26 protein-coding genes are annotated in these 24,219 nt (G+C 63.1%); 16 read left to right on the top strand and 10 right to left on the bottom strand.

The annotated features are described in order from the left end of the window. Window positions 1–47: 47 nt before the first annotated feature. From IVB41_RS11340 to IVB41_RS11355, 4 genes are all read right to left on the bottom strand, one after another. Window positions 48–305 carry a DUF3297 family protein gene (locus IVB41_RS11340; RefSeq protein ID WP_247431033.1) on the bottom strand — a complete coding sequence of 86 codons (258 nt, stop codon included), beginning with the start codon at window positions 303–305 and terminating at the stop codon, window positions 48–50. Continuing rightward, window positions 302–778, bottom strand: a complete 477-nt coding sequence (locus IVB41_RS11345) for a glutathione peroxidase (protein ID WP_027519751.1) — start codon at window positions 776–778, stop codon at window positions 302–304. The genes IVB41_RS11340 and IVB41_RS11345 overlap by 4 nt, the downstream gene beginning before the upstream one ends. Before the next feature lie 2 nt (window positions 779–780). Beyond that, window positions 781–2,181 carry an amidase family protein gene (locus IVB41_RS11350; protein ID WP_247431036.1) on the bottom strand — a complete coding sequence of 467 codons (1,401 nt, stop codon included), beginning with the start codon at window positions 2,179–2,181 and terminating at the stop codon, window positions 781–783. 210 nt (window positions 2,182–2,391) lie between these two features. Then, window positions 2,392–2,649, bottom strand: a complete 258-nt coding sequence (locus IVB41_RS11355) for a DUF6894 family protein (RefSeq protein WP_007613759.1) — start codon at window positions 2,647–2,649, stop codon at window positions 2,392–2,394. A 249-nt stretch (window positions 2,650–2,898) separates the two neighbouring features. Here IVB41_RS11355 and pqqA point away from each other — a divergent pair, with 249 nt between their 5' ends. The 10 genes from pqqA to IVB41_RS11405 all read left to right on the top strand — a co-directional run bounded on the left by pqqA (window position 2,899) and on the right by IVB41_RS11405 (window position 12,901). Then, the gene (gene pqqA, locus IVB41_RS11360) at window positions 2,899–2,979 is read left to right on the top strand and encodes a pyrroloquinoline quinone precursor peptide PqqA (protein WP_007595659.1); all 81 of its coding nucleotides are present in this window, start codon (window positions 2,899–2,901) and stop codon (window positions 2,977–2,979) included. A 118-nt stretch (window positions 2,980–3,097) separates the two neighbouring features. Then, window positions 3,098–4,027, top strand: a complete 930-nt coding sequence (gene pqqB / locus IVB41_RS11365; protein ID WP_247431039.1) for a pyrroloquinoline quinone biosynthesis protein PqqB — start codon at window positions 3,098–3,100, stop codon at window positions 4,025–4,027. 20 nt (window positions 4,028–4,047) lie between these two features. Continuing rightward, window positions 4,048–4,815, top strand: coding sequence for a pyrroloquinoline-quinone synthase PqqC (gene pqqC / locus IVB41_RS11370; RefSeq protein ID WP_249800176.1), 768 nt, complete (start codon window positions 4,048–4,050; stop codon window positions 4,813–4,815). A gap of 6 nt (window positions 4,816–4,821) precedes the next feature. Continuing rightward, window positions 4,822–5,133: a pyrroloquinoline quinone biosynthesis peptide chaperone PqqD gene (gene pqqD / locus IVB41_RS11375; protein ID WP_027519755.1), complete on the top strand. Its 312-nt coding sequence runs from the start codon at window positions 4,822–4,824 to the stop codon at window positions 5,131–5,133. After that, a complete protein-coding gene (gene pqqE / locus IVB41_RS11380; RefSeq protein WP_247431042.1) occupies window positions 5,130–6,329 on the top strand; it encodes a pyrroloquinoline quinone biosynthesis protein PqqE in 1,200 nt (399 codons plus the stop codon). The genes pqqD and pqqE overlap by 4 nt, the downstream gene beginning before the upstream one ends. After that, window positions 6,319–7,305 (top strand): prolyl aminopeptidase, encoded by a 987-nt coding sequence (pip, locus tag IVB41_RS11385; RefSeq protein WP_247431045.1) that lies wholly within the window; start codon window positions 6,319–6,321, stop codon window positions 7,303–7,305. Before pqqE ends, pip begins: the two co-directional genes overlap by 11 nt. Window positions 7,306–7,320: 15 nt before the next feature. Next, complete coding sequence (locus IVB41_RS11390) at window positions 7,321–7,998, top strand: DUF4286 family protein (RefSeq protein WP_247431048.1); 678 nt, start codon at window positions 7,321–7,323, stop codon at window positions 7,996–7,998. 234 nt (window positions 7,999–8,232) lie between these two features. Further along, the gene (locus IVB41_RS11395; RefSeq protein ID WP_247431050.1) at window positions 8,233–10,032 is read left to right on the top strand and encodes an FAD-dependent oxidoreductase; all 1,800 of its coding nucleotides are present in this window, start codon (window positions 8,233–8,235) and stop codon (window positions 10,030–10,032) included. Then, on the top strand, window positions 10,002–11,849 hold the full coding sequence (locus IVB41_RS11400; RefSeq protein ID WP_027570579.1) for a 2-oxoacid:acceptor oxidoreductase subunit alpha: 1,848 nt from the start codon (window positions 10,002–10,004) through the stop codon (window positions 11,847–11,849). The genes IVB41_RS11395 and IVB41_RS11400 overlap by 31 nt, the downstream gene beginning before the upstream one ends. Further along, window positions 11,846–12,901: a 2-oxoacid:ferredoxin oxidoreductase subunit beta gene (locus tag IVB41_RS11405; protein ID WP_247431055.1), complete on the top strand. Its 1,056-nt coding sequence runs from the start codon at window positions 11,846–11,848 to the stop codon at window positions 12,899–12,901. The genes IVB41_RS11400 and IVB41_RS11405 overlap by 4 nt, the downstream gene beginning before the upstream one ends. Window positions 12,902–12,905: 4 nt before the next feature. On the opposite strand, the gene IVB41_RS11410 is transcribed toward IVB41_RS11405, so the two are convergent. Next, window positions 12,906–13,349 (bottom strand): DUF4399 domain-containing protein, encoded by a 444-nt coding sequence (locus IVB41_RS11410; protein ID WP_247287860.1) that lies wholly within the window; start codon window positions 13,347–13,349, stop codon window positions 12,906–12,908. Window positions 13,350–13,366: 17 nt separating this feature from the next. Then, window positions 13,367–14,929, bottom strand: a complete 1,563-nt coding sequence (locus tag IVB41_RS11415; protein ID WP_247431058.1) for an SUMF1/EgtB/PvdO family nonheme iron enzyme — start codon at window positions 14,927–14,929, stop codon at window positions 13,367–13,369. A gap of 300 nt (window positions 14,930–15,229) precedes the next feature. Between IVB41_RS11415 and IVB41_RS11420 the strand changes: the two genes are divergently transcribed. The 6 genes from IVB41_RS11420 to IVB41_RS11445 all read left to right on the top strand — a co-directional run bounded on the left by IVB41_RS11420 (window position 15,230) and on the right by IVB41_RS11445 (window position 18,009). Beyond that, window positions 15,230–15,850, top strand: a complete 621-nt coding sequence (locus IVB41_RS11420; RefSeq protein ID WP_247287858.1) for a hypothetical protein — start codon at window positions 15,230–15,232, stop codon at window positions 15,848–15,850. A gap of 31 nt (window positions 15,851–15,881) precedes the next feature. Next, a complete protein-coding gene (locus IVB41_RS11425; RefSeq protein WP_247431062.1) occupies window positions 15,882–16,331 on the top strand; it encodes a DsrE family protein in 450 nt (149 codons plus the stop codon). 214 nt (window positions 16,332–16,545) lie between these two features. Further along, a complete protein-coding gene (locus tag IVB41_RS11430; protein WP_007595691.1) occupies window positions 16,546–16,872 on the top strand; it encodes a helix-turn-helix transcriptional regulator in 327 nt (108 codons plus the stop codon). Then, entirely contained in the window at window positions 16,869–17,300 is a 432-nt protein-coding gene (locus IVB41_RS11435; RefSeq protein WP_247358468.1) for an SRPBCC domain-containing protein, read from the top strand. Before IVB41_RS11430 ends, IVB41_RS11435 begins: the two co-directional genes overlap by 4 nt. Window positions 17,301–17,344: 44 nt before the next feature. Continuing rightward, entirely contained in the window at window positions 17,345–17,563 is a 219-nt protein-coding gene (locus IVB41_RS11440; RefSeq protein WP_027570573.1) for a hypothetical protein, read from the top strand. A 2-nt stretch (window positions 17,564–17,565) separates the two neighbouring features. After that, a complete protein-coding gene (locus tag IVB41_RS11445; RefSeq protein ID WP_247431066.1) occupies window positions 17,566–18,009 on the top strand; it encodes a DUF1801 domain-containing protein in 444 nt (147 codons plus the stop codon). Between the two features lie 214 nt (window positions 18,010–18,223). Here IVB41_RS11445 and IVB41_RS11450 read toward each other — a convergent pair whose 3' ends face one another. From IVB41_RS11450 to IVB41_RS11465, 4 genes are all read right to left on the bottom strand, one after another. Next, the gene (locus IVB41_RS11450; RefSeq protein ID WP_247401472.1) at window positions 18,224–19,759 is read right to left on the bottom strand and encodes a SpoVR family protein; all 1,536 of its coding nucleotides are present in this window, start codon (window positions 19,757–19,759) and stop codon (window positions 18,224–18,226) included. Then, a complete protein-coding gene (locus tag IVB41_RS11455) occupies window positions 19,756–21,033 on the bottom strand; it encodes a YeaH/YhbH family protein (protein WP_247432826.1) in 1,278 nt (425 codons plus the stop codon). Before IVB41_RS11455 ends, IVB41_RS11450 begins: the two co-directional genes overlap by 4 nt. A 19-nt stretch (window positions 21,034–21,052) precedes the next feature. Continuing rightward, window positions 21,053–22,996, bottom strand: coding sequence for a PrkA family serine protein kinase (locus tag IVB41_RS11460; protein ID WP_007595704.1), 1,944 nt, complete (start codon window positions 22,994–22,996; stop codon window positions 21,053–21,055). A gap of 299 nt (window positions 22,997–23,295) precedes the next feature. Next, entirely contained in the window at window positions 23,296–23,958 is a 663-nt protein-coding gene (locus IVB41_RS11465; RefSeq protein ID WP_247431069.1) for a hypothetical protein, read from the bottom strand. Window positions 23,959–24,219 lie beyond the last annotated feature (261 nt).

Consider the following 24,219-nt stretch of genomic DNA (forward strand, 5'->3'; position numbering starts at 1 on the left):
ATGACAAGGAGAGAGCGCGCTCGATGACGGGTGGAGAGCGCGCGCTCCTACCTCTTATCCCTGAAATACGGCTCGACCGGGCCGTGCACCTTGATGGTCAGCGGGTTGCCGTGGCGGTCCTTGGCGTTGCCTGCGGTGACGCGAACCCAGCCTTCGCTGATGCAATATTCTTCGACATTGGTCTTCTCGACACCCTTGAAGCGGATGCCGACGTCGCGCGCCAGGATGTCCGCATTGTAAAAGGGGCTGTTCGGATCGACCGAGAGGCGGTCCGGAAATTCGTCGCTCATGATTGTCTCGCTCATAACAGGGTCTCGATTTGCTGCCGCAATCCTTCGGGCCGCGCAGTCGGCGCATAGCGCGAAACTACCTTGCCGGCGCGATCCACCAGGAATTTGGTGAAATTCCATTTGATGGAGGCGCCCAGCAGGCCGGATTGCTGGCGTTTCAGGTACTCATACAACGGATGCGCATTGCTGCCGTTGACGTCGATCTTCTCGAACAGGGGGAAGGTGACGTCGTAATTGGTCGAGCAGAACGCCTGGATCTCGCTCGCCGGTCCAGGCTCCTGCGCACCGAACTGGTTACAGGGAAAGCCGAGCACCGAGAAGCCGCGCGGATTGAGATCGCGATGCAGATCCTCCAGCCCGCGATATTGCGGCGTGAAGCCGCATTTGCTCGCGGTGTTGACGATCAGCAGCACCTGCCCCTCGAAGCTGCGCATGGGCACTTCTTCGCCGAGAAGCGAGTTGGCCTTGAAGTCGTAGATCACCGACATCGCTAACCCACGGGATCGATCGGCGACGGCGGCACGCCGCCCGCCTCGATCGCTTCGCCGGCAAGGAGACAGAGATCCTCGCGATAGCGGCCGGACACGATGTGCACGCCAACGGGCGCCTTGCCGACGAGGCCGGTGGAGACCACGAGGCCCGGCAGGCCCATGAAGGGAATGGCGATCTGCGGCAGCTGTGCTTCCCAGACGCGTTTGAAGGACTCGTCGTCCTTGCGGTCGAGATGATCGGGGAACGGCAATTCGCCGGAGACCGGCGTCAGCAGCACGGCATAGGTCTCGAAGAACCACATCCAGTCGCGGGTCAGCGTGGCGCGGCGGGTCAAAGCCTTGGCGTAATTGGCCTGGTCCATCGGCGTAAGCCTGGCGCGGTTGCCGCGCAGGCACGCCAGCGCGCCCGGATCGCCCTCACGCTCGGCCATCTCGAGCTGCGCCTCGTAGCCGTCGCCGAGCCAGAGCTTGATCTGCCACTCGACGGCCTCGCGCATCGGCGGGGTGTTCTCGATTGTCTCGACGGTCCAGCCGGCACGCTCGAGCCGCTTGCCCGCGTCGATGACGGCGGCCTTCACCTCGGGCGCGGTGGCCAGGCCGTCCGGGTTGAGACACAGCGCAGCGCGCTTCGGCCGCGCCGGGCCTTCCAGCGGCGCCGGCACGAACCAGGGATCGCGGACGTCGCGGGCCGACATCGCCGCGAGCGAAATCCTGATGTCGTTGACGGTGCGCGCCAGCGGCCCCGACACCGCCATGATCTGCGGGCCGATCGGGCGCTCCGGCAGGGCCGGATTGAAAGCCGGGATGCGGCCGAGCGTCGGGCGCAGACCATGCACGCCGCAGGCATAGGCGGGATAGCGGATCGAGCCGGCAATATCGGTGCCATGGGCAATATGGCCGATGCCGGCCGCGACCGCCGAGCCGGCGCCGCCGGACGAGCCGCCCGGCGTCAGCGAGGCATCGCGGGGGTTCTTGGTGTCGCCGTGGACCAGGTTGGTGGTGAACCAGCGATAGGAGAAGGCCGGGCAATTGGTGCGCCCCAGCAGAACGGCGCCGGCTTTGCGGAAATTGGCAACCACCGGATTGTCCTCGCGCGCGATCAGGTCGCGCTGCAGTTTCAGGCCGTTGGTGGTGGCAAAGCCCGCCTGGTCGACATTGGCTTTGATGGTGACGGGCACGCCGGCCAGCACACCGGGGTCCTCACCCCTGGCGATGGCGGCATCGACGGCGTCGGCCTGCTTGAGCACGTCCTCCGGGCGGTGGTCGATCACGGCGTTGAGGCTGGGATTGACGGCGTCGAGCCGGGCCAAGCCGGCCTGCGCGGCCTCCCTGGCGGAGACCTTTTTGGTTTTGACGAGGTTGGCGAGGTCGGCCGCCGACAGGCGCCAGAGATCTTGCATGGCTTGCTCCGTTTAAGCGGCGTCTTTTAGCCCCGGGAACGCGGCAAAGCCATTCGGATTTCGCAGGGGCGAAGGGCGGGGGATGCCGGGTGACGCCTCATTCTCCGTCATTGCAAGCGAAGCGAAGCAATCCAGACTGCCTCCGCAGAAGCAGTCTGGATTGCTTCGTCGCAAGGGCTCCTCGCAATAACGGGGAGAAAGCGTCGGAGGCTAATGCCGCGTCGCGGACTGGTCCGGGATGTCCAGGAGTGCCTCGGTGAAGGGGAATTCGAGCACGATCTCGCCTTCGCGGTCGGTGACCTCGATGACAGCCTCAAGCAGGGCCGGCTGGGTGCCTTCCGATCTCAGCACCTCCAGAATCATCTGGCGGGCGACCTCCCAGGCACGATCGGGATTGCGCAAATCCTCTCCCTCGGGATCCACGATCAGTTCGTCGCCGATACGGGTGTTGAAGAAATATCTGGGCATCACGAAGTTCCAGTTGGGTCGCCTGTACCGGATTGAAAGCTGCACTGCACTCACAACTGCTTTATCAGGACAGGGTTCGCGACCGAATGCGCCAAGCGCAGGGCCGCATCACCACAAAGTACTGTTCCCCGCGCTTTTCTCGCGGCGCAATATGCCCTTGTTCGGGAAAATTTCACTGGCGAACTTTTGTGCTCGCAGTAACTTAGCCCCGGGCGGATACGTCCGAAATCTCGAAAATGGAGAGCCGAAATGGCCTGGAAAGCCCCCAAGATCGTCGAAGTGCCCTGTGGCATGGAAATCAACATGTATGTGAGCGCCACCCGCAAGTAAGCGGTTGGTGAATTCGCGTTCTGCGCAGGTGGATCTTTCGGTCACGATGCATGTCCGGAAGACAGGATTTGTGTTTGCGTGAGGTCCACCTCGCGACATTGCTTCCAGGAGACGGATCATGCTTCGCGTCGTCGTCCTGGGCGCCGCAGCCGGCGGCGGAGTTCCGCAATGGAATTGCGGCTGCGAGGGCTGCCGGACGGCCCGTGAAAACGGCCAAGAGCTGCAACGGACCCAAGCCTCGGTCGCCTTCAGTGGCGACGGCGAGCATTGGTTCTTGATCAACGCCTCCCCCGACCTCCGCCAGCAACTGAATGCCACGCCACAGCTGCATCCGAAGGCAGGCGCGCTGCGCCATACGCCGATCGCAGGCGTGATCCTGACCAACAGTGAAGTGGACGCGGTGGCAGGTCTGCTGTCGATGCGCGAGGGCTCGCCCTTCACGGTCTATGCGCATGAGAAGGTGCTGGCGATCCTGAAGGCCAACAGCATCTTCAACGTGCTGAACGAGAAGAACGTGCCGCGCCAGCCAGTCGACATCAACGAACCGTTCGAGCCGCGGCTGCCGGACGGGGCGCGCTCAGGCATCGAGGTGCTGCCCTTCGCGGTCTCGGGCAAATCGGCCTGGTACCTGGAAGGCAAGGCGCATCCGGGCGGCGACAGCGGCGAGGGAGATACGCTGGGGCTGAAGATCACCGATAAATCGACCGGCAAATGCTTCTACTTCATCGCTGCCTGCGCCGAGGTCACCGACGCACTCAAGGCCGAGATCGACGGCGCCGCGCTGGTGTTCTTCGACGGCACGGTTTGGCAGGACGATGAGATGATCAAGGCTGGGCTTAGCCACAAGACCGGCAAGAGCATGGGCCACGTCGCGATGTCCGGCGACCACGGCGCCATCGCGCGGCTCGCCGACCTCGCACTCGACAGGAAGATATTTCTGCATATCAATAACTCGAACCCGGCGCTGCTGCCCGCTTCCCCCGAGCGCAAGGCCGCTGAAGCGGCGGGCTGGCAGATACCCGCTGACGGAACGGAGATCGTGCTGTGAATGCCGCCTCACTGAGTGGAATGACCGCGCTCTCGGTCGGCAAGGACATCAGGCTCACGAGCGCCGAGGAGCTGGAGGCGGCGCTGCGCCATATCGGGGCGACGCGCTATCACAGCCTGCATCCGTTCCATAAGATGCTGCACGGCGGCAAGCTGAACAAGGGCCAGGTCCAGGCCTGGGCGCTGAACCGCTACTATTACCAGAGCACCATCCCGATCAAGGACGCGGTGGTGATCTCGCGCTTCCGCGACCGCGCCACGCGCGTGGAATGGCGCCACCGCATCGAGGATCATGACGGCGATATCGGCTCCGAAGGCGGTATCGAGCGCTGGCTGAAGCTGACCGACGGCCTCGGGCTGGACACGGCTTACGTGGAATCGACTGAAGGCATCCTGCCTGCGACGCGTTTTGCGGTGGAAGCCTATGTGCACTATTGCCGCGAGAAGTCGCCGCTGGAGGCGATCGCCTCCTCGCTCACCGAATTGTTCGCGCCGAACCTGCACGAAGAGCGCATCTCCGGCATGCTGGAGCACTACGACTTCGTCAATCCTGACATCATGAGCTACTTCAAGCGCCGGCTGGCGCAGGCGCCGCGCGACGCCGGCTTTGCGCTCGACTATGTCAAGGCGCATGCCACTACGCCCGAGCAACGCGCGTCGGTCTGCAACGCGCTGATCTTCAAGACCAACGTGCTATGGGTGCAGCTCGACGCGCTCCAACACGCCTATGTCGAGGGCCACATTCCGCCGGGCGCGTTCGTGCCCCAAGAACACCAAAAAGCGAGTTGAGGAACAATGGCCGGGCCGCGCAACATCAGCGTCAGCGAGACCAGCCGGCCGGTTCTGCCGAGGCACGCCAAGCTGAAATATGACGAAACGCGAAAAGTCTGGGTGATCCTGGCGCCCGAACGCGTGCTGGCGCCGGACGAGATCGCGGTCGAGGTCTTGCAGCTCTGCGACGGCGAGCGCAATGTCGGCGAGGTTTCCGACCAGCTCGCCGCAAAATACGCCGCGCCGCGCGAGGCGATCCTGGCCGACGTCATCGTCATGCTGCAGGATCTCGCCGACAAGGGCTTTCTCACGGAGGCCCGGGAGAAGACGTCATGAGCGATGTGCTCGGCAATCCCACCATCCCGCCCGACGCCAGCGACAGCCTCGCGGTGCTGGAGAAGAGCCGCTCGACGGCAGAGACGTTCGGCATTCCGCTCGCCGTGCTGCTCGAGATCACCCATCGCTGCCCGCTGCAATGCCCCTATTGCTCCAACCCGGTCGAGCTCGACCGCTCGGGCAAGGAGCTGACCACCGAGGAATGGAAGAAGGTATTGAGCGAGCTCGCCGAGATCGGCGTGCTCCAGGTGCATTTCTCCGGCGGCGAGCCGACGGCGCGCAAAGACCTCGTGGAACTGGTCAAGCACGCCAGCGATGTCGGCCTCTACACCAACCTCATCACCTCGGCGGTGCTGCTGTCGCGCGAGCGGCTGAGCGAGCTTGCCGATGCCGGGCTCTGCCATGTCCAGATCAGCTTCCAGGGCGTTGAAGAAGCCCTCGCCGATCGCGTCGGCGGTTACAAAAACGGGCACCGCAAGAAGCTCGAAGTCGCAAAATGGACGCGCGAGCTCGATTTGCCGCTCACCGTGAATGCGGTGATGCACCGGCAGAACCTGCATCAGCTGCCTGATATCATCCAGATGTCGGTCGATCTCGACGCCGACCGGCTCGAGGTCGCCAACGTCCAATATTACGGCTGGGCGCTGAAGAACCGCGCCGCCTTGATGCCGACGGTGGCGCAGCTCGACGAGTGCACCCGCATCGTCGAAGAAGCGCGCGAGCGGCTGAAGGGCCGGCTGACGATCGACTATGTCGTGCCCGATTATTACGCGCTGCGGCCGAAGAAGTGCATGGGCGGCTGGGGCCGGCAGTTCTTCAACATTTCGCCGGCCGGCAAGGTGCTGCCCTGCCACGCCGCCGAGAGCATCACCGGGCTCGACTTTGAATCGGTGCGCTCCAACCATTCGATCGCCTGGATCTGGCAGAACTCGGAGGCCTTCAACCGCTATCGCGGCACCGGCTGGATGAAGGAGCCGTGCAAGAGTTGCGAATTCCGCGAGATCGATTTCGGCGGCTGCCGCTGCCAGGCCTTTGCGCTGACCGGTGACGCCGCCAACACCGATCCTGCCTGTGCGCTGTCGCCGCTGCACGAGACCATCTTCAAGCAGGCCGAGCGCGAGGCCGAGGGCGAAACCAACCGCTTCGTCTATCGCAATTTCGCCGGGGGCACTCTGGAATCCGGGAATGATGCCTGACGCCGACGCGGCCAGCTCAGTCAAGCGCGCCGATCCCTTTGCGCCGCTGACCTCCGAAATGCTCGACGTCGGCGACGGCCACGAGCTCTATGTCGAGAGCGTCGGCCGCGCCGACGGAATCCCCGCGGTCTATCTGCATGGCGGCCCCGGCAGCGGCTGCCAACCCGATCATCGCCGCCTCTTTGATCCCGACCGTTTCCATGCCGTGCTGTTCGACCAGCGCGGCTGCGGCCGCAGCCGGCCGAAGGGATCGCGCGCACACAACACCACGCAGCATCTGATCGCGGACATGGAGCAGATCCGCGAGAAATTCGGGGTCGCGCGCTGGATGGTGGTCGGCGGCTCCTGGGGCGCGACGCTGGCGCTGGCTTATGCGCAAGCGCATCCCGCGCGCGTCTCCGGGATTGCGCTCCGCGCGACGTTTCTCGGCACGCGTGCCGAAGTCGAGATTGCCTTCACCTCGCGCCTGTCGCAATTCTACCCCGCCCTCTACGAGGATTTCCTCAGCGTGCTGCCGGTCGAGGAACGCGCGCGGCCGGTGGAGGCCTATTATCGCCGCATCCTCGATGCCGATCCGGCCGTGCATGGCCCCGCATCGCGCGCCTGGCACGACACCGAGCGCGCCCTGTCGGAGCACAAGGCGGCAAAGACGCGGATCGACCTGGCGTCGCTGAACGTGTGGCGCACATTGCCGGCGACGCCGTTCATGGAGGCGCATTATTTCGTCCAGGACAGCTTCATGACGGAGAACCAGTTGTTGCGGAACGCCGGCAAGCTTGACGGCATCCCCGGCATCATCGTCCAGGGCCGCTACGATCTGTTGTGCCCTCCCGAGACATCGCAGGCGCTCGCGAAAGCGTGGCCGGGTTCCGAGATTCGCGTCGTGGAAGAAGCCGGACATTCGCTCTATGATGCCGGCGTGCGGGACGCGGTCATGAAGTCGATCGCGGATATCGCCTCGAAGATCTCGCGCTAACAGGACAACAAGAAAATGCCACTCGCCGGGAAGGGCATGCTGCTGACGTCCATGAACATCGATGCAGCTGCCGAAGCCGATTTCAATCGCTGGTACGACCGCGAGCATCTGGAAGAGCGCGTTGCGATCGAGGGTTTTCTGGAGGCGCGGCGCTATGTCGCGCACGCCGCCAATCCCAAGTACCTCTCGCTGTATTCGACCGCGACACTCGACGTGCTCGACAGTCCCGCCTACCGGGCGCGGCTCGCCAACCAGACTGAATGGTCGCGGCGGAGTATGGCGCATTTCAAGGACATGCTGCGCGTGGTCGCCCGCATCACGATCAGCAATGGTACCGGACGCGGCGCGACGCTCGGCCTCGTGCGGCTGCGGCCGACGCCGGACAATGCAGCCGCGTGGCGTGACGCACTGCAAGAACGGCTGGCGCCGGATAAGCACGACGGTATCATCTCGATGCATCTGCTCGAGAGCGAGCCGGAATTGTCGGGCGCAACGGCGGATGTTCCGGCAGTACGCAATGAAGGCGCGCGCGACTGGTTCGTGCTGATCGACGGCACGCATGTCGGCGCGGTCTCGGCCGTGATCGCCGCGCGCTTCACCGGCCCTGCCGCCTCGCCATTCCCGCTTCCCGTGTCGGTCGGCACCTACAGCCTGATGTGGGACCTCGCCAAGAGCGACATCGCGCGCAACTAAGCCGTCGCACGCATTGCAACATGTTGCACCGCCACATACTGCGCGCGGCCGTTAATGCTGTGTGCGCGTGGCTCCCATGAAAGAGGGGAAGCGCGAAATTTGCCGTTGTACTTCGGAACGGTTCTAATAAGCTAACCCAATGACGTCATTCAGAAACCAGATCGCCGCGCGTTAGCATTCGCCAAGCTCAAGAAAAGGCCGCCGGGTCTTTGAGCCTGCGCGGACAGGGTAGGAATGAAACCGACCGATATTGCGGCCCCCGACTACTTTCACAAAGTGGTCGATTGCCAATGGGCCTGTCCTGCGCACACCCCCGTTCCCGAATACATCCGACTGATCGCCCAAGGCCGCTACAGCGACGCCTATATGATCAATTGGAAATCGAACGTGTTTCCCGGAATTCTGGGACGCACCTGCGATCGTCCATGCGAGCCGGCGTGCCGCCGCGGACGGGTCGAGGAGACGCCGGTCGCAATCTGCCGCCTCAAGCGCGTCGCCGCCGACTTCAAGGACGACATCACGCAACGCCTGCCGCGGCCCGCGGCCAAGAACGGCAAGCGCGTTGCCTTCGTCGGCGGCGGTCCCGCTTCGCTGACGGTGGCGCGCGATCTCGCGCCGCTCGGCTATCACTGCACGGTGCTCGACGCCGATCCCCAAGCCGGCGGCATGATGCGCTCGCAGATCCCGAAATTCCGCCTGCCCGACTCGGTCATCGACGAGGAGACCGGCTACATCCTGGGTCTCGGGGTCGACTTCAAGGGCGGCCACCGCATCGAGAGCATGAAGGCGCTGCTCGCGGAGAAGTACGACGCGATTTTCGTCGGCTCCGGCGCACCGCGCGGCCGCGAGCTCGACATTCCCGGACGCAAGGAAGCCGCCGCCAACGTCCATATCGGTATCGATTGGCTGTCCTCGGTCTCGTTCGGCCATACCGACAAGATCGGCAAGCGCGTCATCGTGCTCGGCGGCGGCAACACCGCGATGGATTGCTGCCGCACCGCGCGCCGCCTCGGCGGCGAAGAGGTGAAGGTCGTCGTGCGCTCCGGCTTCGAGGAAATGAAGGCCTCGCCCTGGGAAAAGGAAGACGCGCTCCACGAGGACATCCCGATCCTCAACTTCCTCGTGCCCACGGCTTTCGTCCACGATAACGGCAAGCTCACCGGTATCACCTTCCAGAAGGTGAAGGCCGAATACGACGCCAAGGGCCGCCGCAATCTCGTGCCCTCGGGCGAGCCGGACCAGACCATCGAATGCGACGACGTGCTGGTCGCGGTCGGCCAGGAGAACGCTTTCCCCTGGATTGAGCAGGATTGCGGCATCGAGTTCGACAAATGGCACATGCCCAAGGTCGATCCGAAGACGTTCGTATCCACCAATCCAAAAGTGTTCTTCGGCGGCGACGCCGCGTTCGGGCCGAAGAACATCATCTGGGCGGTGGCGCAGGGCCATGACGCCGCGCTGTCGATCCACAAAATGCTCTCGGGCGAGGACGTCACCGAGCGGCCATTGCCGGAGGTGCACGTCTCCTCGCAGAAGATGGGCATCCACGAATGGAGCTATGACAACGACATCTCCAACGACAAGCGCTACAAGGTGCCGCATCGCGACAAGGTGATCGCGCTGAAGGACATCCGCACCGAGGTCGAACTCGGCTACGACGTCAAGCTCGCGCTCGGCGAAGCCCATCGCTGCCTGAACTGCGACGTCCAGACCGTGTTCTCGACATCGCTCTGCATCGAGTGCGATGCCTGCGTCGACATCTGTCCGATGGATTGCATCACCTTCACGGAGGATGGCGAGGAAACCGATCTGCGCCAGCGCCTGAAGGCGCCGTCACTGCATCCCGACCAGGACCTCTACGTGTCCTCTGATCTCAAGACCGGGCGCGTGATGGTGAAGGACGAGGACGTCTGCCTGCATTGCGGGCTGTGCGCCGAGCGTTGTCCCACCGGCGCCTGGGACATGCAGAAATATTTGATCGAAATGACTCAAGCGGGTTCGACATGTCCGACAAAAAGCCGATCAGCAGCGTAAACGACTTCGTCGTCCGCTTCGCCAACGTCAACGGATCGGGCTCGGCCAGCGCCAACGAGATGTTCGCGCGCGCGATCCTGCGCCATGGCGTTCCGGTCAGCCCGCGCAACATTTTCCCCTCCAACATCCAGGGCCTGCCGACCTGGTACGAGGTGCGGGTGACCGAAGACGGCCATCTCGGCGCCCGCGGCGGCGTCGACATGATGGTCGCAATGAACCCGCAGACCTGGGACAAGGACGTCGCCGGCATCGAGCCCGGCGGCTATCTGTTCTACGATTCCACCAAGCCGATGCCGTCGACGAAATTCCGCGACGACATCACCGTGATCGGCGTCCCCCTGACCGCGATCACCAACTCGACTTACACCGATCCGCGCCAGCGCCAGCTGTTCAAGAACATCATCTACCTCGGCGCGCTCTCGGCGCTACTCGACATGGACCCGAAACTGATCGAGCAGCTGATCGGCGAGCAGTACAAGGGCAAGGAGAAGCTCCTGTCCTCAAACGTCCACGCGCTGCATCTCGGCCGCGACTGGGCGCTGCAGAATCTGAAATGCCCGACCGGGCTGCGGGTGAAGAAGTCCGACAAGGTCGGCGACCGCATCTTCATCGAGGGCAACAGCGCGGCCGCGCTCGGCGCCGTCTATGGCGGCGCCACGGTATGCGCCTGGTATCCGATCACGCCGTCCTCGTCGGTGGCGGAGGCTTTTACCGCCCACTGCAAGAAGTACCGGCACGATCCCGAGACCGGCAAGGCCAAATACGCCATCGTGCAGGGCGAGGACGAGCTCGCTTCGATCGGCATCGTGATCGGCGCCTCCTGGAACGGCGCGCGCGCCTTCACCGCGACCTCCGGCCCCGGCATCTCGTTGATGACCGAGTTCATCGGCCTGTCGTATTTCGCCGAAATCCCGGCCGTGATCATGAACATCCAGCGCGCCGGTCCCTCGACCGGCATGCCGACCCGCACCCAGCAATGCGACATCATCGCCTGCGCCTATGCTTCGCATGGCGACACCAAGCATGTGCTGCTGTTCCCCGAAGATCCCGCTGAAGCGTTCGAGTTCGCGGCCGCGGCCTTCGATCTCGCCGAGCGGCTCCAAACCACCATCTTCCTGATGCTGGACCTCGACATCGGCATGAACCACCGGCTCTGCCGTCCGCTGAAGTGGGACGATTCCAAGCAATATGACCGCGGCAAGGTGATGACCGCGGAGATGCTGGACGAAGGCCGCGACTTCGGCCGCTATCTCGACGTCGACGGCGACGGCATCCCCTACCGCACCTATCCCGGCACGCATCCGACCAAGGGGTCCTATTTCACCCGCGGCACGTCGCGTGACCGCTATGCGCGTTACTCCGAGGAAGGCTCGGTCTACGCCGACAACATGCAGCGGCTCATGCGCAAGTTCGAGTCCGCGCAGGACATGGTGCCGCGGCCGCTCCAGGCCAATGCGGAACGGCCGACCAAATACGGCGTGATCTATTTCGGCTCGACCTCGCCGGCGATGGACGAGGCGATCGGCCTGCTGGAAACGCGCGGGCACCAGCTCGACCGCCTGCGCATCCGAGCCTTCCCGTTTCACTCCAGCGTGGCGAGCTTCCTCGCCGAGCACGATTTCGTCTACGTCGTCGAGCAGAATCGCGACAGCCAGTTGCGCCAGTTGATCGTCAACGAGAACGGCATCGACCCGGTGCGGCTGGTGCCGATCGTGCATTACGACGGCTCGCCGATCACCGCCCGCTTCATCGCAAAAGCCATTGGCGACCACCAGGATCACCTCAAGGTGACCCCGCTCCGCAAGGCCGTGTCATGACCTACATTGCAAAGCCGAAATTCCACCATCCCGGGCTGAAGAAGAACGAGCTCGGCTACACCCATCGCGACTACGAAGGCAAGATCTCGACCCTCTGCGCCGGCTGCGGCCATGATTCGATCACGGCCTCGATCATCGAGGCCTGCTATGAGCTTTCGATCGAGCCGCACCGGGTCGCCAAGATCTCGGGCATCGGCTGCTCGTCCAAGACGCCCGATTACTTCCTCGGCAATTCGCACGGCTTCAACTCCGTGCACGGCCGCATGCCGTCGGTCCTGACCGGCGCCAACCTCGCCAATCGCGATTTGATCTATCTCGGCGTCTCCGGCGACGGCGATTCCGCCTCGATCGGCTTCGGCCAGTTCGCGCATTCGATCCGGCGCGGCGTCAACATGACCTATATCGTCGAGAACAACGGCGTCTACGGCCTGACCAAGGGCCAGTTCTCGGCGACCGCCGACCGCGGCTCGAAGTCCAAGAAGGGCGTCACCAACACCGACAACGCCATCGACCTCGTCGCGATCGCGCTGCAGTTAGGGGCCACTTTCGTCGCGCGCTCGTTCTCCGGCGACAAGACCCAGCTCGTGCCGCTGATCGCGGCCGCGATCCGCCACAAGGGCGCGTCGTTCATCGACGTCATCAGCCCCTGCATCGCATTCAACAACCACGCCGGCTCGACCAAGAGCTTCGACTATGTCCGCGAGCACAATGACGCGGTGAACCGGCTCGACGTGCTGGTTGGCCGCGATCCGATCGCGGTGGATTACGCACCAGGCACGGTGCAGATGGTCGAGCAGCATGACGGCAGCAGGATCGCGCTGCGCAAGATCGACGCCGACTACGATCCGCATGACCGGCTCGGCGCCCAGACCTTTCTGCAAAAGCACGCCGCCAAGGGACAGATCGTCACCGGCCTGCTCTACGTCGACCCTGATGCGGAAGATCTGCACGAGCATCTCAACACGGTTGAGACGCCGCTCAACAGGCTGGAAGCGAACACGCTCTGCCCGGGCTCGGCGGCGCTGGACAAGTTCAACGCCAGCCTGCGGTGATCGCCTATCGCGCCGCGGCCGGCTGCCGGACGCGTATGGTGATTTTCTCCGACACGATGGGCGGCTCGAACGGATAGTGCCTGGCATCGCCCAGCACGAGTTGAAGCGTGTGCGTTCCGGGCGGAAGCTCGAGCAGCGTTTCGGTCTGCCCTGCCCCGAAATGCAGATGCGACTTGTCCTGCAGGATCGGCTCCTTGGGATCGATGGGATCGTTGACGTCGATCAGCAGATGATGGTGGCCGGCGTTCTGATACTCGTCGCCGGCGTGGGTCACTCCCATGTTGCGCAAGCCGAACCGGACCCAGAATCCGCCGCGGACCTTCTGCCCGTCATGCGGGGTGATGAAATAGAGCTTGGCGTCCTTGGGCGCTGCCTTGCCTTGTGAAAAGGCTGCCCCCGGGAGCAATGCGAGCGCCGCCGCCAGCGCGACGCAACGAAATATCTGCATCAAACCAACTCCACCATTTAGGGGCTGAGCGCCACGCGGAATCCGTGCGTGGGATAACGAACATTGGTGTCGTAGCCGTCGCGGTTGGACGGCCGCACATATCTCGAATCGTTCTTCCAGGAGCCCGAGCGCAGGACATGAGCGCTGCAGTCCCCGCTGCTCCATGCCGAGGCGTCGCCGGGCGCGCCCTGATAGGTCTTGTGCCAGCAGTCCTCGACCCACTGATCGACACCGCCGCCCATGTCGTGGAGCCCGAACGGATTCGGCCTGAAGCTGCCGACCTTCGCGGGCTGCTCGGCCGCGAGATCACCGCAATCCTTGCAGCCGGCCATGCCCGGCTGCAGCTTGTCGCCCCACCAATATTTGGTCTGCGTTCCGCCCCGCGCGGCATATTCCCATTCGGCTTCACTCGGAAGCCGATAAGTCTTCTTCGTCGCCTGAGCGAGATAGGCCGCATATTGCTGCGCGTCGGTCCAGCTCACATTGCTGACAGGCGCATCGTCCTTGCCGATCGCCGTGAAGCCGCACGCCTTTGCAGCGGCGCACTCGTTCCATTCCTGCACGGTCACCGGATATTTTCCGATCGAGAACGGCTTGACCGTCACCTGATGGACAGGACGCTCGGTCGGGTCGTCGTTGCTTCCCACCGCAAAGCTGCCGCCGCGAATGGCGACCATCTCGGGTTCGCGGACGGGAATTGGCGATTGACTTGCCGATTGACTCGTCGATTGAATTGGCGCCGGAGCGGGCGATGGAGATGACGAAGCCGCGGAGGGAGACGGCTGCGGCGTCTGCGGCGCCGCTTCGCGCGGCGGAGGCTGCGGGCTCGGCGATGCGGCCGGAGAAGTGGCAGGAGAAACGGTAGTGACGGCGGCCTGCTCGCCCACCCTGCCCGGCGTCTGAGCCAGCAGATACCACAGCACGCCGGCGGCCATCACCGACAGCGTGATTCCCAGGAGAAAGATCAGAGCATTCTCGCGCCGCCCGCGCGTCCTGCCGACCGCGTCTGCATCCGGCAGCACTTTATAGACGCGCACGGGATCGGTGATGTTCTTGACTTTGCGGTCCCCGAGCGACTCGTAACCGCACACGACCTTGTGCTTTATCTGCTCGTAGATCGCGCCGGAGATAAAGACCTGGCCTGGCTCTGCGATGCCCTCGATGCGCGTCGCGATGTTGACGCCATCGCCGTAGACGTCATCAGGCTCCACGATGACGTCACCGAGATTGACGCCAATCCGGTACTCGATCCGGGTCTCCTTCGGAAGCGAAGCGTTGCGGCCGATGAGATTTTGCTGGATGACGATGCTGCATCGCACGGCCTCGACCGGACTGTCGAAGATCGCGATGAAGCCATCGCCCGTCGTCTTCACCAGACTTCCGTGGTGCTCGACGATGCTGGGCTGGATGAGATCCCGCTCGATCCGCTTGACGCGGACGTGCGTGCCCTCCTCGTCGGCCTGCATCAGGCGGCTGTAGGAAGCGATGTCACCGACAATGATGGCCGCGAGACGACGAGGCATAGGGCCGTGTGTGGGCGGCTCGTCATTCCCGGATCTGAAGTTGCGAATTTCGCCCATTGCGGGGGGACTCCACAAACTACAAGGCAGACCCCAGCCTACGACTGCGAGAGGCGATCGTCTGTGAAGGCTATCACATCGATGAAATCGGGCAACGTCGGAGCAATCGTCGGCGTCGAGTTCCGAAAGGCGAAGGCGTCAGCTCGAATGAACCTTCGTGACCCCACCGAAGACTAATGCCCGGCGTGGAACTTCACCTCGCTCCCTCCTGCGAAGATCACGTCAGATTGCGAACGTTGAACGCGTCGTACCTGGGCGGCGTCTACAGCGTACAGCTCAGTTGCTGCACGCGAGGCCATCATGAAGTTTTTTCTCGTTGCTGCCGTCTTCCTCGCCGCGTTTGCCGGCGCGGCCCACGCCGAGGAGGCCGACGATATCCGTGAGGCCAGCAAGGCCGAAGTCGAGACCTTCAACGCGCGCATGTATGTCGGTGCACCCGGCAACAAGGCCTATGCCTGCTTCGTGCGGCGCTACGATGCCGAGCATCTGGCGCACCATCCGAAGCAGAAGGTCGCCTCGATGAAGCTGCTGATCTCGGCGGAATTGGACACGGAGGACAAGCAGCTCCACAACTCCTTCCGCCTCGGATTCAGATATCGTCACCGCTCCGGCGATTTCGACTCCAGCGGCTCCTGTCATCACGCCGTGTTTACCAAGGACGGCACCGAGATCCGCCTCGGTTGCGGCGTCGACTGCGAGGGCGGCGGCATCGGCGTCGCGCTCTCGAAGGACGACAAATCGGCGATCGTGCGGCTGGCGCGGGTCAGGGTCTGGCAGAACAACAAGCCGGATGAGGATGCCGAGCAATCGCTGGTCGCCGGGGCCGATGACGGGATTTTCCGCCTAGATCGAACGGACAACAAGGAATGCGCCTCGCTCGTGACCGACCGCAAGGAACTCGCCGCGCTCCGCCACAAATGATATGTGTCCGGCGCAATCGAGGGAGATCGTCATGAACCGCCGGAACATGTTGTGGAGCGCCATCTCAGGCCTGGGCGCGGCGCTTGGCGCCTCCAGCGCGAAGGCCGCGACCGAAGCCGGCACGGGCAACAAGCTGAAGGTGGTCTATCATTTGAGCGATGCCGAGAAAGTCAATTTCGTGCTCGGCAACATCCAGAACCACATCGACGGCGTGGGCGGCCCCGAGCATGTGACGATCGCGCTGGTGATCCACGGACCGGCGCTGAAGGCGTTTCACTGGGCGCAGGCCAACCCTGACATCAGCAAGCGCGTCGGCGATTTCTCCAAGGATGGCGTCGAGCTTGCCGCCTGCGGCAACACGATGAAGGCGCAGAACGTCACGCTCACGGATCTCTTGCCGGGCTTCGTCAGCGCGGAGAAGGGCGGCGTGGTCCGTTTGGCCGAGCTCCAGTCGCAGGGCTATCTTTATCTGCGGCCGTAGGGCGCGGGAGGCGCCGCTACATTGTCCGTCATTCGAGCGCAGCGAAACAATCCAGTCCCTCCACTGAGGCAGACTGGATTGCTTCGTCGCAAGGGCTCCTCGCAATGACGGCGGAGCGGGTTGCGCGAGCGAGGACCACACGCTCGCAACGCTCTTGACTTATCCATAACTCCACGGTTATGAATACATCCATAACTTACAGGTTATGGATTATATGCCCGCCGCCGCCCACGATCTTCTGTTCAGAACGCTCGCCGACCCCACCCGTCGGGCGATCTTCGAGCGACTGTGCCGCGAGGGCGAACAGACGGTCGGGGCCCTGACGGCACTGTCGGGCGTGTCCCAGCCGGCGGTCTCAAAACATCTCGGTGCGCTGAAGCAGGCCGGCCTCGTGCGCGACCGGCATCAAGGGCGGCAGACGCATTACAGCGCCCAGCCCGGCGCGCTCAATCCGCTGATCGACTGGACCAGCCAGATGGCCGGGTTCTGGCAGAACCGGCTCGACGCGCTCGACGATCTCCTGAAGAGGATGGACCAATGAACGAATCCGCGGCCGAAACCCGATCTGTCGTCATCGAGCGCGAATTTGCCTTTCCGGCAGAGCGGATCTGGCGCGCGCTGACGCAGCCACATCTGATCGAGGAATGGCTGATGAAGAACGACTTCAAGCCGAACGTGGGCCACCGCTTCAACCTTCGCGGCGAGTGGGGCGGCGTGTTGGACTGCGAGGTCCTCACCATCGAGCCGCAGAAGACGCTCGCCTACACCTGGAATTTCTCGCATGACGACGCGGCGTTCGATCTCAAGAGCGTCGTGACCTTCACACTGACCCCGACCGGCGCAGGCACGCATCTGCGCGTCGAGCAAGCGGGCTTCAGCCCAACGCAGAAGCAGGCTTTTGGCGGCGCGCATGCCGGCTGGAAGCAGTTTTTCGCCAAGCTGGACGAGCTGCTGGCGCGGGCAGATTAGGTCGGCCGCCGGCCTTCATTCGATCATCTCAAGAGGAGGTTTCATTGACCGGAAATATGTGGATTCGGCAGATCCATCGCTGGCTGTCGATCGCTTTCACGCTTGCCGTCATCGCCAACATCGTCGCCCTGACGCTGCAAGTCCAGGCGACGTGGATCGGCTTGCTCGCCTTCGTCCCATTGATCCCATTGCTTGCGACCGGGCTCTATATGTTCGCGCTGCCATATCTCGGCCGCCGCCGCGGCGCCCGACAAGAGGCGTGAACATGAAGAAGGCCGTGACCGCGAAAAACAGCAGCACGACGAAGACGGATGGCGCCTCGCCATCCAGGATGATCGACGGCAGGATCAAGGAACTCGGCGACTGGCGCGGCGAGATGCTCGGGCGAATCCGCGGCCTGATCAAGGACGCCGACCCTGATGTCGTCGAGGAATGGAAGTGGCGCGGCGTTCCCGTCTGGGAGCACGACGGCATCATCTGCACCGGCGAGACCTACAAGGCCGTGGTGAAGATGACGTTTGCCAAGGGCGCGGCGCTGGAGGATCCCGCGGGCCTGTTCAACTCGAGCCTCGACGGCAACGTGCGCCGCGCGATCGATATTCGCGAAGGCGAAAAGATCAACGAGAGGGCGTTGAAGGCGCTGATCCGCGCGGCGGTGGAGCTGAATGCGTCGAAAGCCAAGAAGAAGCCGGCGAAACGTTCCGCATAGAACCGTTGTTGTGGAGCCACGAACGCTTTCCTTCTCCCCTTGTGGGAGAAGGTGGCGCGAAGCGCCGGATGAGGGGTCTCTATCGACACGGGAAGTGTGGAGAGATACCCCTCACCGCCGTGAGCTTGTGTCTCCCGGCGTCGCCGCCCTCTCCCACAAGGGCGAGGGCACATCAACGCGCATCTCGCCGTATTGCTCCGCATAGTCAGCAGCGTCAGGCCACCGCCGAGATCGGGCGCGGGCTTACGACATATTCGCGCAGCACCTTGTCGTTGGCGTCGACCTCGATCAGCGCGACATCGTAGGTCCAGAGATCGGCCAGATGCTGGAGCACGCGCTTGGCGTCGGTCTCGTTGAGCTGCGCGCCCTTGATGACATGGTGATGCAGGATCAGCCGCCGGTCGCCGGAGAGATCGACGTCGACCACCTCGATATTCGCGTCGATGTAGCCGACATCGTGCTGCCGTGCCAGCTCGCGCCGGACGCGGCGGAAGCCGCGCTCGTCGTGAATGGCGTCGACCCGGATGCCGGCGCGTTCCTCGGGATCGTCATGCAGGTGGAACATGCGAAGGTGCCGCATCAGCTTCGGGCTCAGGAACTGGGCGATGAAGCTTTCATCGCGGTAGTTGGCCCAGACGTCGCGCAGCACGCCCATCACATCGTTCTTGCCGGCGATGTCCGGGAACCACTCGCGATCCTCGTCTTCCGGCCGCGTCACGATGCGCTCGATGTCCTGCATCATGGCGAAGCCGAGCGCATAGGGGTTGAAGCCGGAGAAGCGCTGGTCGTCGAATTCGGGCTGGAACACGACGTTGGTGTGCGACTGCAGGAATTCGAGGAAATTGCCGTCGCTGATGCGGCCCTGCTGATGCAGCTTGGTCATGATGCGATAGTGGACGTAGGTCGCCGTCCCCTCGTTCATCACCTTGGTCTGGCTCTGCGGATAGAAATATTGCGCGATGTGGCGGACGATGCGCAACAGCTCGCGCTGCCAGGGCGCCAGCCGCGGCGCGCTTTTCTCCAGGAAGTAGAGCAGGTTCTCCTGCGGCAGGCCGAGCAGCTTGCGGCGCCGTTCGATGCTGAGCGCGGACCGGGTCTTGCTCTTTCCCGCCGGCACGGTGCGCCAGAGGTCGTTGAAGACCTCCTCCTCGTGCTGGCGGCGGCGCCCTGCCCGCTTCTCTTCGGCGCGGAGATCGAGCTTCTTCTTGCCGGGATAGCGGTCGATCCCATGCGACATCAGCGCATGTGCGGCGTCCAGCGTGCGCTCGACTTCGGTGCGGCCGTAGCGATCCTCGCAGCTCATCACATACTTCTTGGCGAAGTCGAGATAGTCCAGAATGCCGTCGGCGTCGGTCCACTGCTTGAACAGGTAATTGTTCTTGAAGAAGTGGTTGTGGCCAAAAGCGGCGTGCGCAATGACCAGCGTCTGCATCGTCGCCGTGTTCTCCTCCATCAGATAGGAGATGCAGGGCGAGGAGTTGATCACGATCTCATAAGCGAGCCCCATCAGGCCCTTGCGGTATGAGGCCTCGTGATAGGCGAACTGCTTTCCGAATGACCAATGCTTGTAGAACAGCGGCATGCCGACCGACGAATAGGCATCCAGCATCTGTTCGGCGGTGATGACCTCGATCTGGTTCGGATAGACGTCGAGCCCGAGATCTTTCGTCGCCACCTCCTCGCAGGCATCCGTGATGCGCTGCAAGGTGTGAAAATCCCAATCGGCGCCTTCGAACAAGCGTTCCGTCATGGAGCGGCTTTCTCCTGGGCAGTGTCGCGGCGCTGAAACAGGTCGTGGAACACCGGAAAAATCTCGCTGCGCTCGCTGACCTTGCGCATCGAGAGCGGTGCGCCGCTGTTGCGCAGGCGCTCGTAGAGGGTCCAGAGCGAGGAGTCGGACAGATCGAAGGCGCTGCCGCCGGACTCGCCGACCTCGAGATAGGCGAAGAACTGGCAGACCGGCAGGATCTTGTCGGTCAGCAGCATGCCCGCGAGCTCGCCGTCGGAATAGGAATTGTCGCCGTCGGAGGCTTGCGCGGCGTAGATATTCCAGTCCGACGGGCTGAAGCGTTCGCGCACGATCTCGTGCATGGCCTGCAGCGCGCTGGAGACCAGCGTACCGCCGGAAGCCGGGCCGTAGAAGAAGGTCTGCTCGTCCACCTCCTCGGCGCGATCGGTGTGGCGGATGAAGACGATGTCGACATGCTTGTAGCGACGCTTCAGGAAGACGTAGAGCAGCATGTAGAAGCGCTTGGCGAGATCCTTCATGTGCTCGGACATCGAGCCCGACACGTCCATCAGGCAGAACATCACGGCCTGGGCAACGGGCTTGGGCACCGTCTCGAAGCGGCGGTAGCGGATGTCGAGCGGATCGATGAAGGGAATGCGCTTTGACTTCGCCTTCAGTTTTTCGAGCTGGGCCATCAGCACCAGACGCTCGTCCTCATCCGCGCAAGCGGCGATGGCGGCTTCCAGCTCTTCGATCTCCTCCTTGCTGGGACGCTTGAGCGCGATACGGCGCGCCATTGCGCGCCGAACCGTCCGGCTCACCGAGATGTTGGATGGCGAGCCCGACGTGGTGTAGCCGGCGCGCTGGATGCCCTCGCTCTCGGTCTGCGCGATCTTGCGCTTGGCCAGATCGGGAAGTTCGAGATCATCGAGGAAGAGATCGACGAATTCGTCGCGGCTGAGCACGAAGCGGAAGGCGTCCTCGCTGTCGCCTTCGCCCGGACCGGAATCCTTGGCGCTGCCGTGGCCGGAGCGCTGGAGATAGTCGCCCTCGATGAACTTCTTGTTGCCCGGCAACACCATGTCGCGCGTTCCGCCGTCGCGGCGGAAACGCGGCTCGTGCATGCCGTCGAGCGGAATCGTGACCTCGCCACCCTCCAGGACGTCCTTGATGTCGCGTTCCTGCGAGGTCTTCTTGACGGCGCCCTGCACCAGGGATTTGGCCCGACGCAAGAACCGCTGCCGGTTCTCGAGACTCTTGCCGCCTGGATTCAGGCGCCTGTCAATAATGTGAATCGGCACTTTACCATCCGCCTCAACCGGCCTGCTTCACGCGCATGTACCATTCGACGAGCCGGCGAACCTGACGCTCGGTGTAGCCGCGCTCCACCATGCGTGCGACGAACTCGCCGTGCTTCTTCTCCGTCTCGCCGTCCTTCTTCGACCCGAAGGAGATGACCGGAAGCAGGTCCTCGACCTGGGAGAATATCCGCTTTTCGATCACATCGCGAATCTTCTCGTAGGAGATCCAGGTCGGATTCTTGCCACCGTTCTGGGCGCGCGACCGTAACGAGAATTTGACCACCTCGTTGCGGAAATCCTTCGGGTTGGCGATGCCCGCCGGCTTCTCGATCTTGGTCAGCTCCTGGTTCAAGAGTTCGCGATCAAGCAGCTGGCCGGTGTCGGCGTCCTTGAAATCCTGGTCCTCGATCCAGGCATCGGCGTAATCGACATAGCGGTCGAACAGGTTCTGGCCGTAATCCGAGTAGGATTCGAGATAAGCCTTCTGGATCTCGTTTCCGATGAACTCGGCATAACGCGGTGCAAGGTCCGCCTTGATGAATTCGAGGTAGCGCTTCTCGACTTCCTCGGGCAGCTGCTCGCGCTTGATCGATTGCTCCAGCGCGTACATCAGATGCACGGCGTCGGCGGCGACTTCCTGCGGATCGTGGTTGAAGGTCGCAGCCAGGATCTTGAAGGCAAAGCGGGTGGAGACACCGTCCATGCCCTCGTCGACGCCGGCGGCATCGCGATATTCCTGGACGCTGCGCGCCTTCGGATCGGTCTCCTTCAGGCTCTCGCCGTCGTAAACCCTCATCTTGGCGTAGGTCGTGGAATTTTCGTGCTTCCGCAGCCGAGACATCACCGAGAACCGCGCCAGCGTCTCCAGCGTCGCGGGCGCGCAAGGCGCGGCCGCGAGCTCGGATCCCTGGATCAGCTTCTCGTAGATCTTCTGCTCTTCCGTGATCCGCAGGCAATAAGGCACCTTGATCACGCAGATACGGTCGATGAAGGCCTCGTTGTTCTTGTTGGCCTTGAAGCTCGACCACTCGGCTTCATTGGAGTGCGCGAGGATGACGCCGGTGAACGGAATAGCGCCGATGTTCTCGGTGCCGATGTAGTTGCCTTCCTGCGTCGCGGTGAGCAGCGGGTGCAGCATCTTGATCGGCGCCTTGAACATCTCGACGAACTCGAGCACGCCCTGGTTGGCGCGGTTGAGGCCGCCGGAATAGCTGTAGGCGTCGGGATCGTTCTGCGCGTAGGTTTCGAGCTTGCGGATGTCGACCTTGCCGACCAGCGAGGAGATGTCCTGGTTGTTCTCGTCACCCGGCTCGGTCTTGGCGATGCCGATCTGGCGCAGCCGCGACGGCTGGATCTTTGCGACCCGAAACTGGGAAATGTCGCCGCCAAAGGCTTCCAGCCGCTTGTAGCACCACGGGCTCATCAGGCCGGTGAGACGGCGGCGCGGAATGCCGTATTTCTCTTCCAGCATCGGGCCGAGCTGATCCGGATCGAACAGGCTGAGCGGGCTTTCGAACACGGGCGAGAGCTCGTCGCCGGCCTTGAGCACGTAAATCGGGTGCACTTCCATCAGCGACTTGAGCCGCTCGGCGAGCGAGGACTTGCCGCCGCCGACCGGACCGAGCAGATACAGGATCTGCTTGCGCTCTTCGAGGCCCTGCGCCGCATGACGGAAGAAACCGACGATGCGCTCGATGGTTTCTTCCATGCCGTAGAAGCCGGCGAAGGCGGGATAGGTGCGGATCGTGCGGTTCAAAAAAATACGGCCAAGGCGTGGGTCCTTGGCCGTGTCAATCGTCTGGGGCTCACCGATCGCTGCTAGCAGTCGTTCGGCCGCGTTCGCGTATTTCATGGGATCGCTTCGACACGATTCCAGATATTCCGCCATCGACATGTCGTGTTGGCTTCTCGCCTCGAACGACTTAGCGAAAGCGTTGAATAGAGAATCGTTGTACATGATCCCTCTCCGCGTGAGTTCCGCTACACAATTGAACGAAAGCAGCGACCGGACCGTTCCTTAGCGCCACTCTCGAATCAGCGTGAGCACATGACGATCATTCGACACCCGGGCGCCTTCTCGGCGCAACGCACAACGTAGGCACAGGGTGAGTTACGAACAGGCACCTGCCTGATATTTGAGCGAATCTTTGTGTATATTGGCTCATTTCCAGAAAATGTCACTCGCTCGCAACATCCGGGCGTTACCGGGGATGCGTTCATCCGGCGCCCCATCATAGCGATCTGCGAACGGCGATCTTATGACGCTTGTACGGCGAAGCCTTGGGTGCCGCGTTCATCTTCCTGCTGCAATGCGGTGCGTGGACCGCCGGCGGCGTGACAGTCGCGGCAAGCGCGCAGCAGTGTATCAAAATCGGTCGCCAGGCCCTCCGACTGGATGACGATGCGGTCGTTCTGCCGATCGTCCTGCGCACAACGGGCCAAGCCGCGGATGGTGCAGAGCTGCCGCTGCAAGGCCGGCGTCGGCGTCAGCACGATCACCTTGCGCCCGCGGCGTTCTTCAGCCGAAATCTCCGCAATCGAGTCCCACAGCAAAAATTCATTGCCGATGCGGAGATCGCGGATGCCATAGGGGGTGACGATCACCACCGATCCCCGTTCGGCGGGGAGCATCCAGATCAGCCGACCGGTCATCAGGGCGAACACCACCACGCCAGCAGAGCCGACCGTCGTGTCGTAATCGCCAAAAGCATCCCACCAGCCCAACGCGAGTGTCGCGCTGAGCAGCGTCATGGCGAAGCCTGCTACGACCAGCAGCCGCGTTTGGGTCGTACATGGACCGATTTCGAGATCGTGGGACGCATCGACGCTTCCGGTCGACGTGACCGATTGAGGACTGTCTGTGACGGCGAGCGCCGGACGGTCATTATGTGCTTGCATGCTTTCCCCCAGCATGGCCATTCGCGACCGAGCCACGATGCATCAGGCGGACCGGAATCCGCTGATGAGTACTCCGCGCAGCCACGAGCGACGAGCCGAAGCAGCTGACGTTACGCAACGGGGCCAGGCCGATTTCTCACGGCCAACGACCTTTTACGCAACTCGGCTCCCTCTACGCGGATCGCCATGATCGCGACGGAGTTACACTGGAGGATATGACGCCCATACCCTTGATTGGTTCCCTCAAGGATGCATGTAAGCTAGAGGATAGCGCGTCAGGAC

This window comes from Bradyrhizobium sp. 44, from assembly GCF_023073095.1.
Taxonomy (GTDB): Bacteria; Pseudomonadota; Alphaproteobacteria; order Rhizobiales; family Xanthobacteraceae; genus Bradyrhizobium.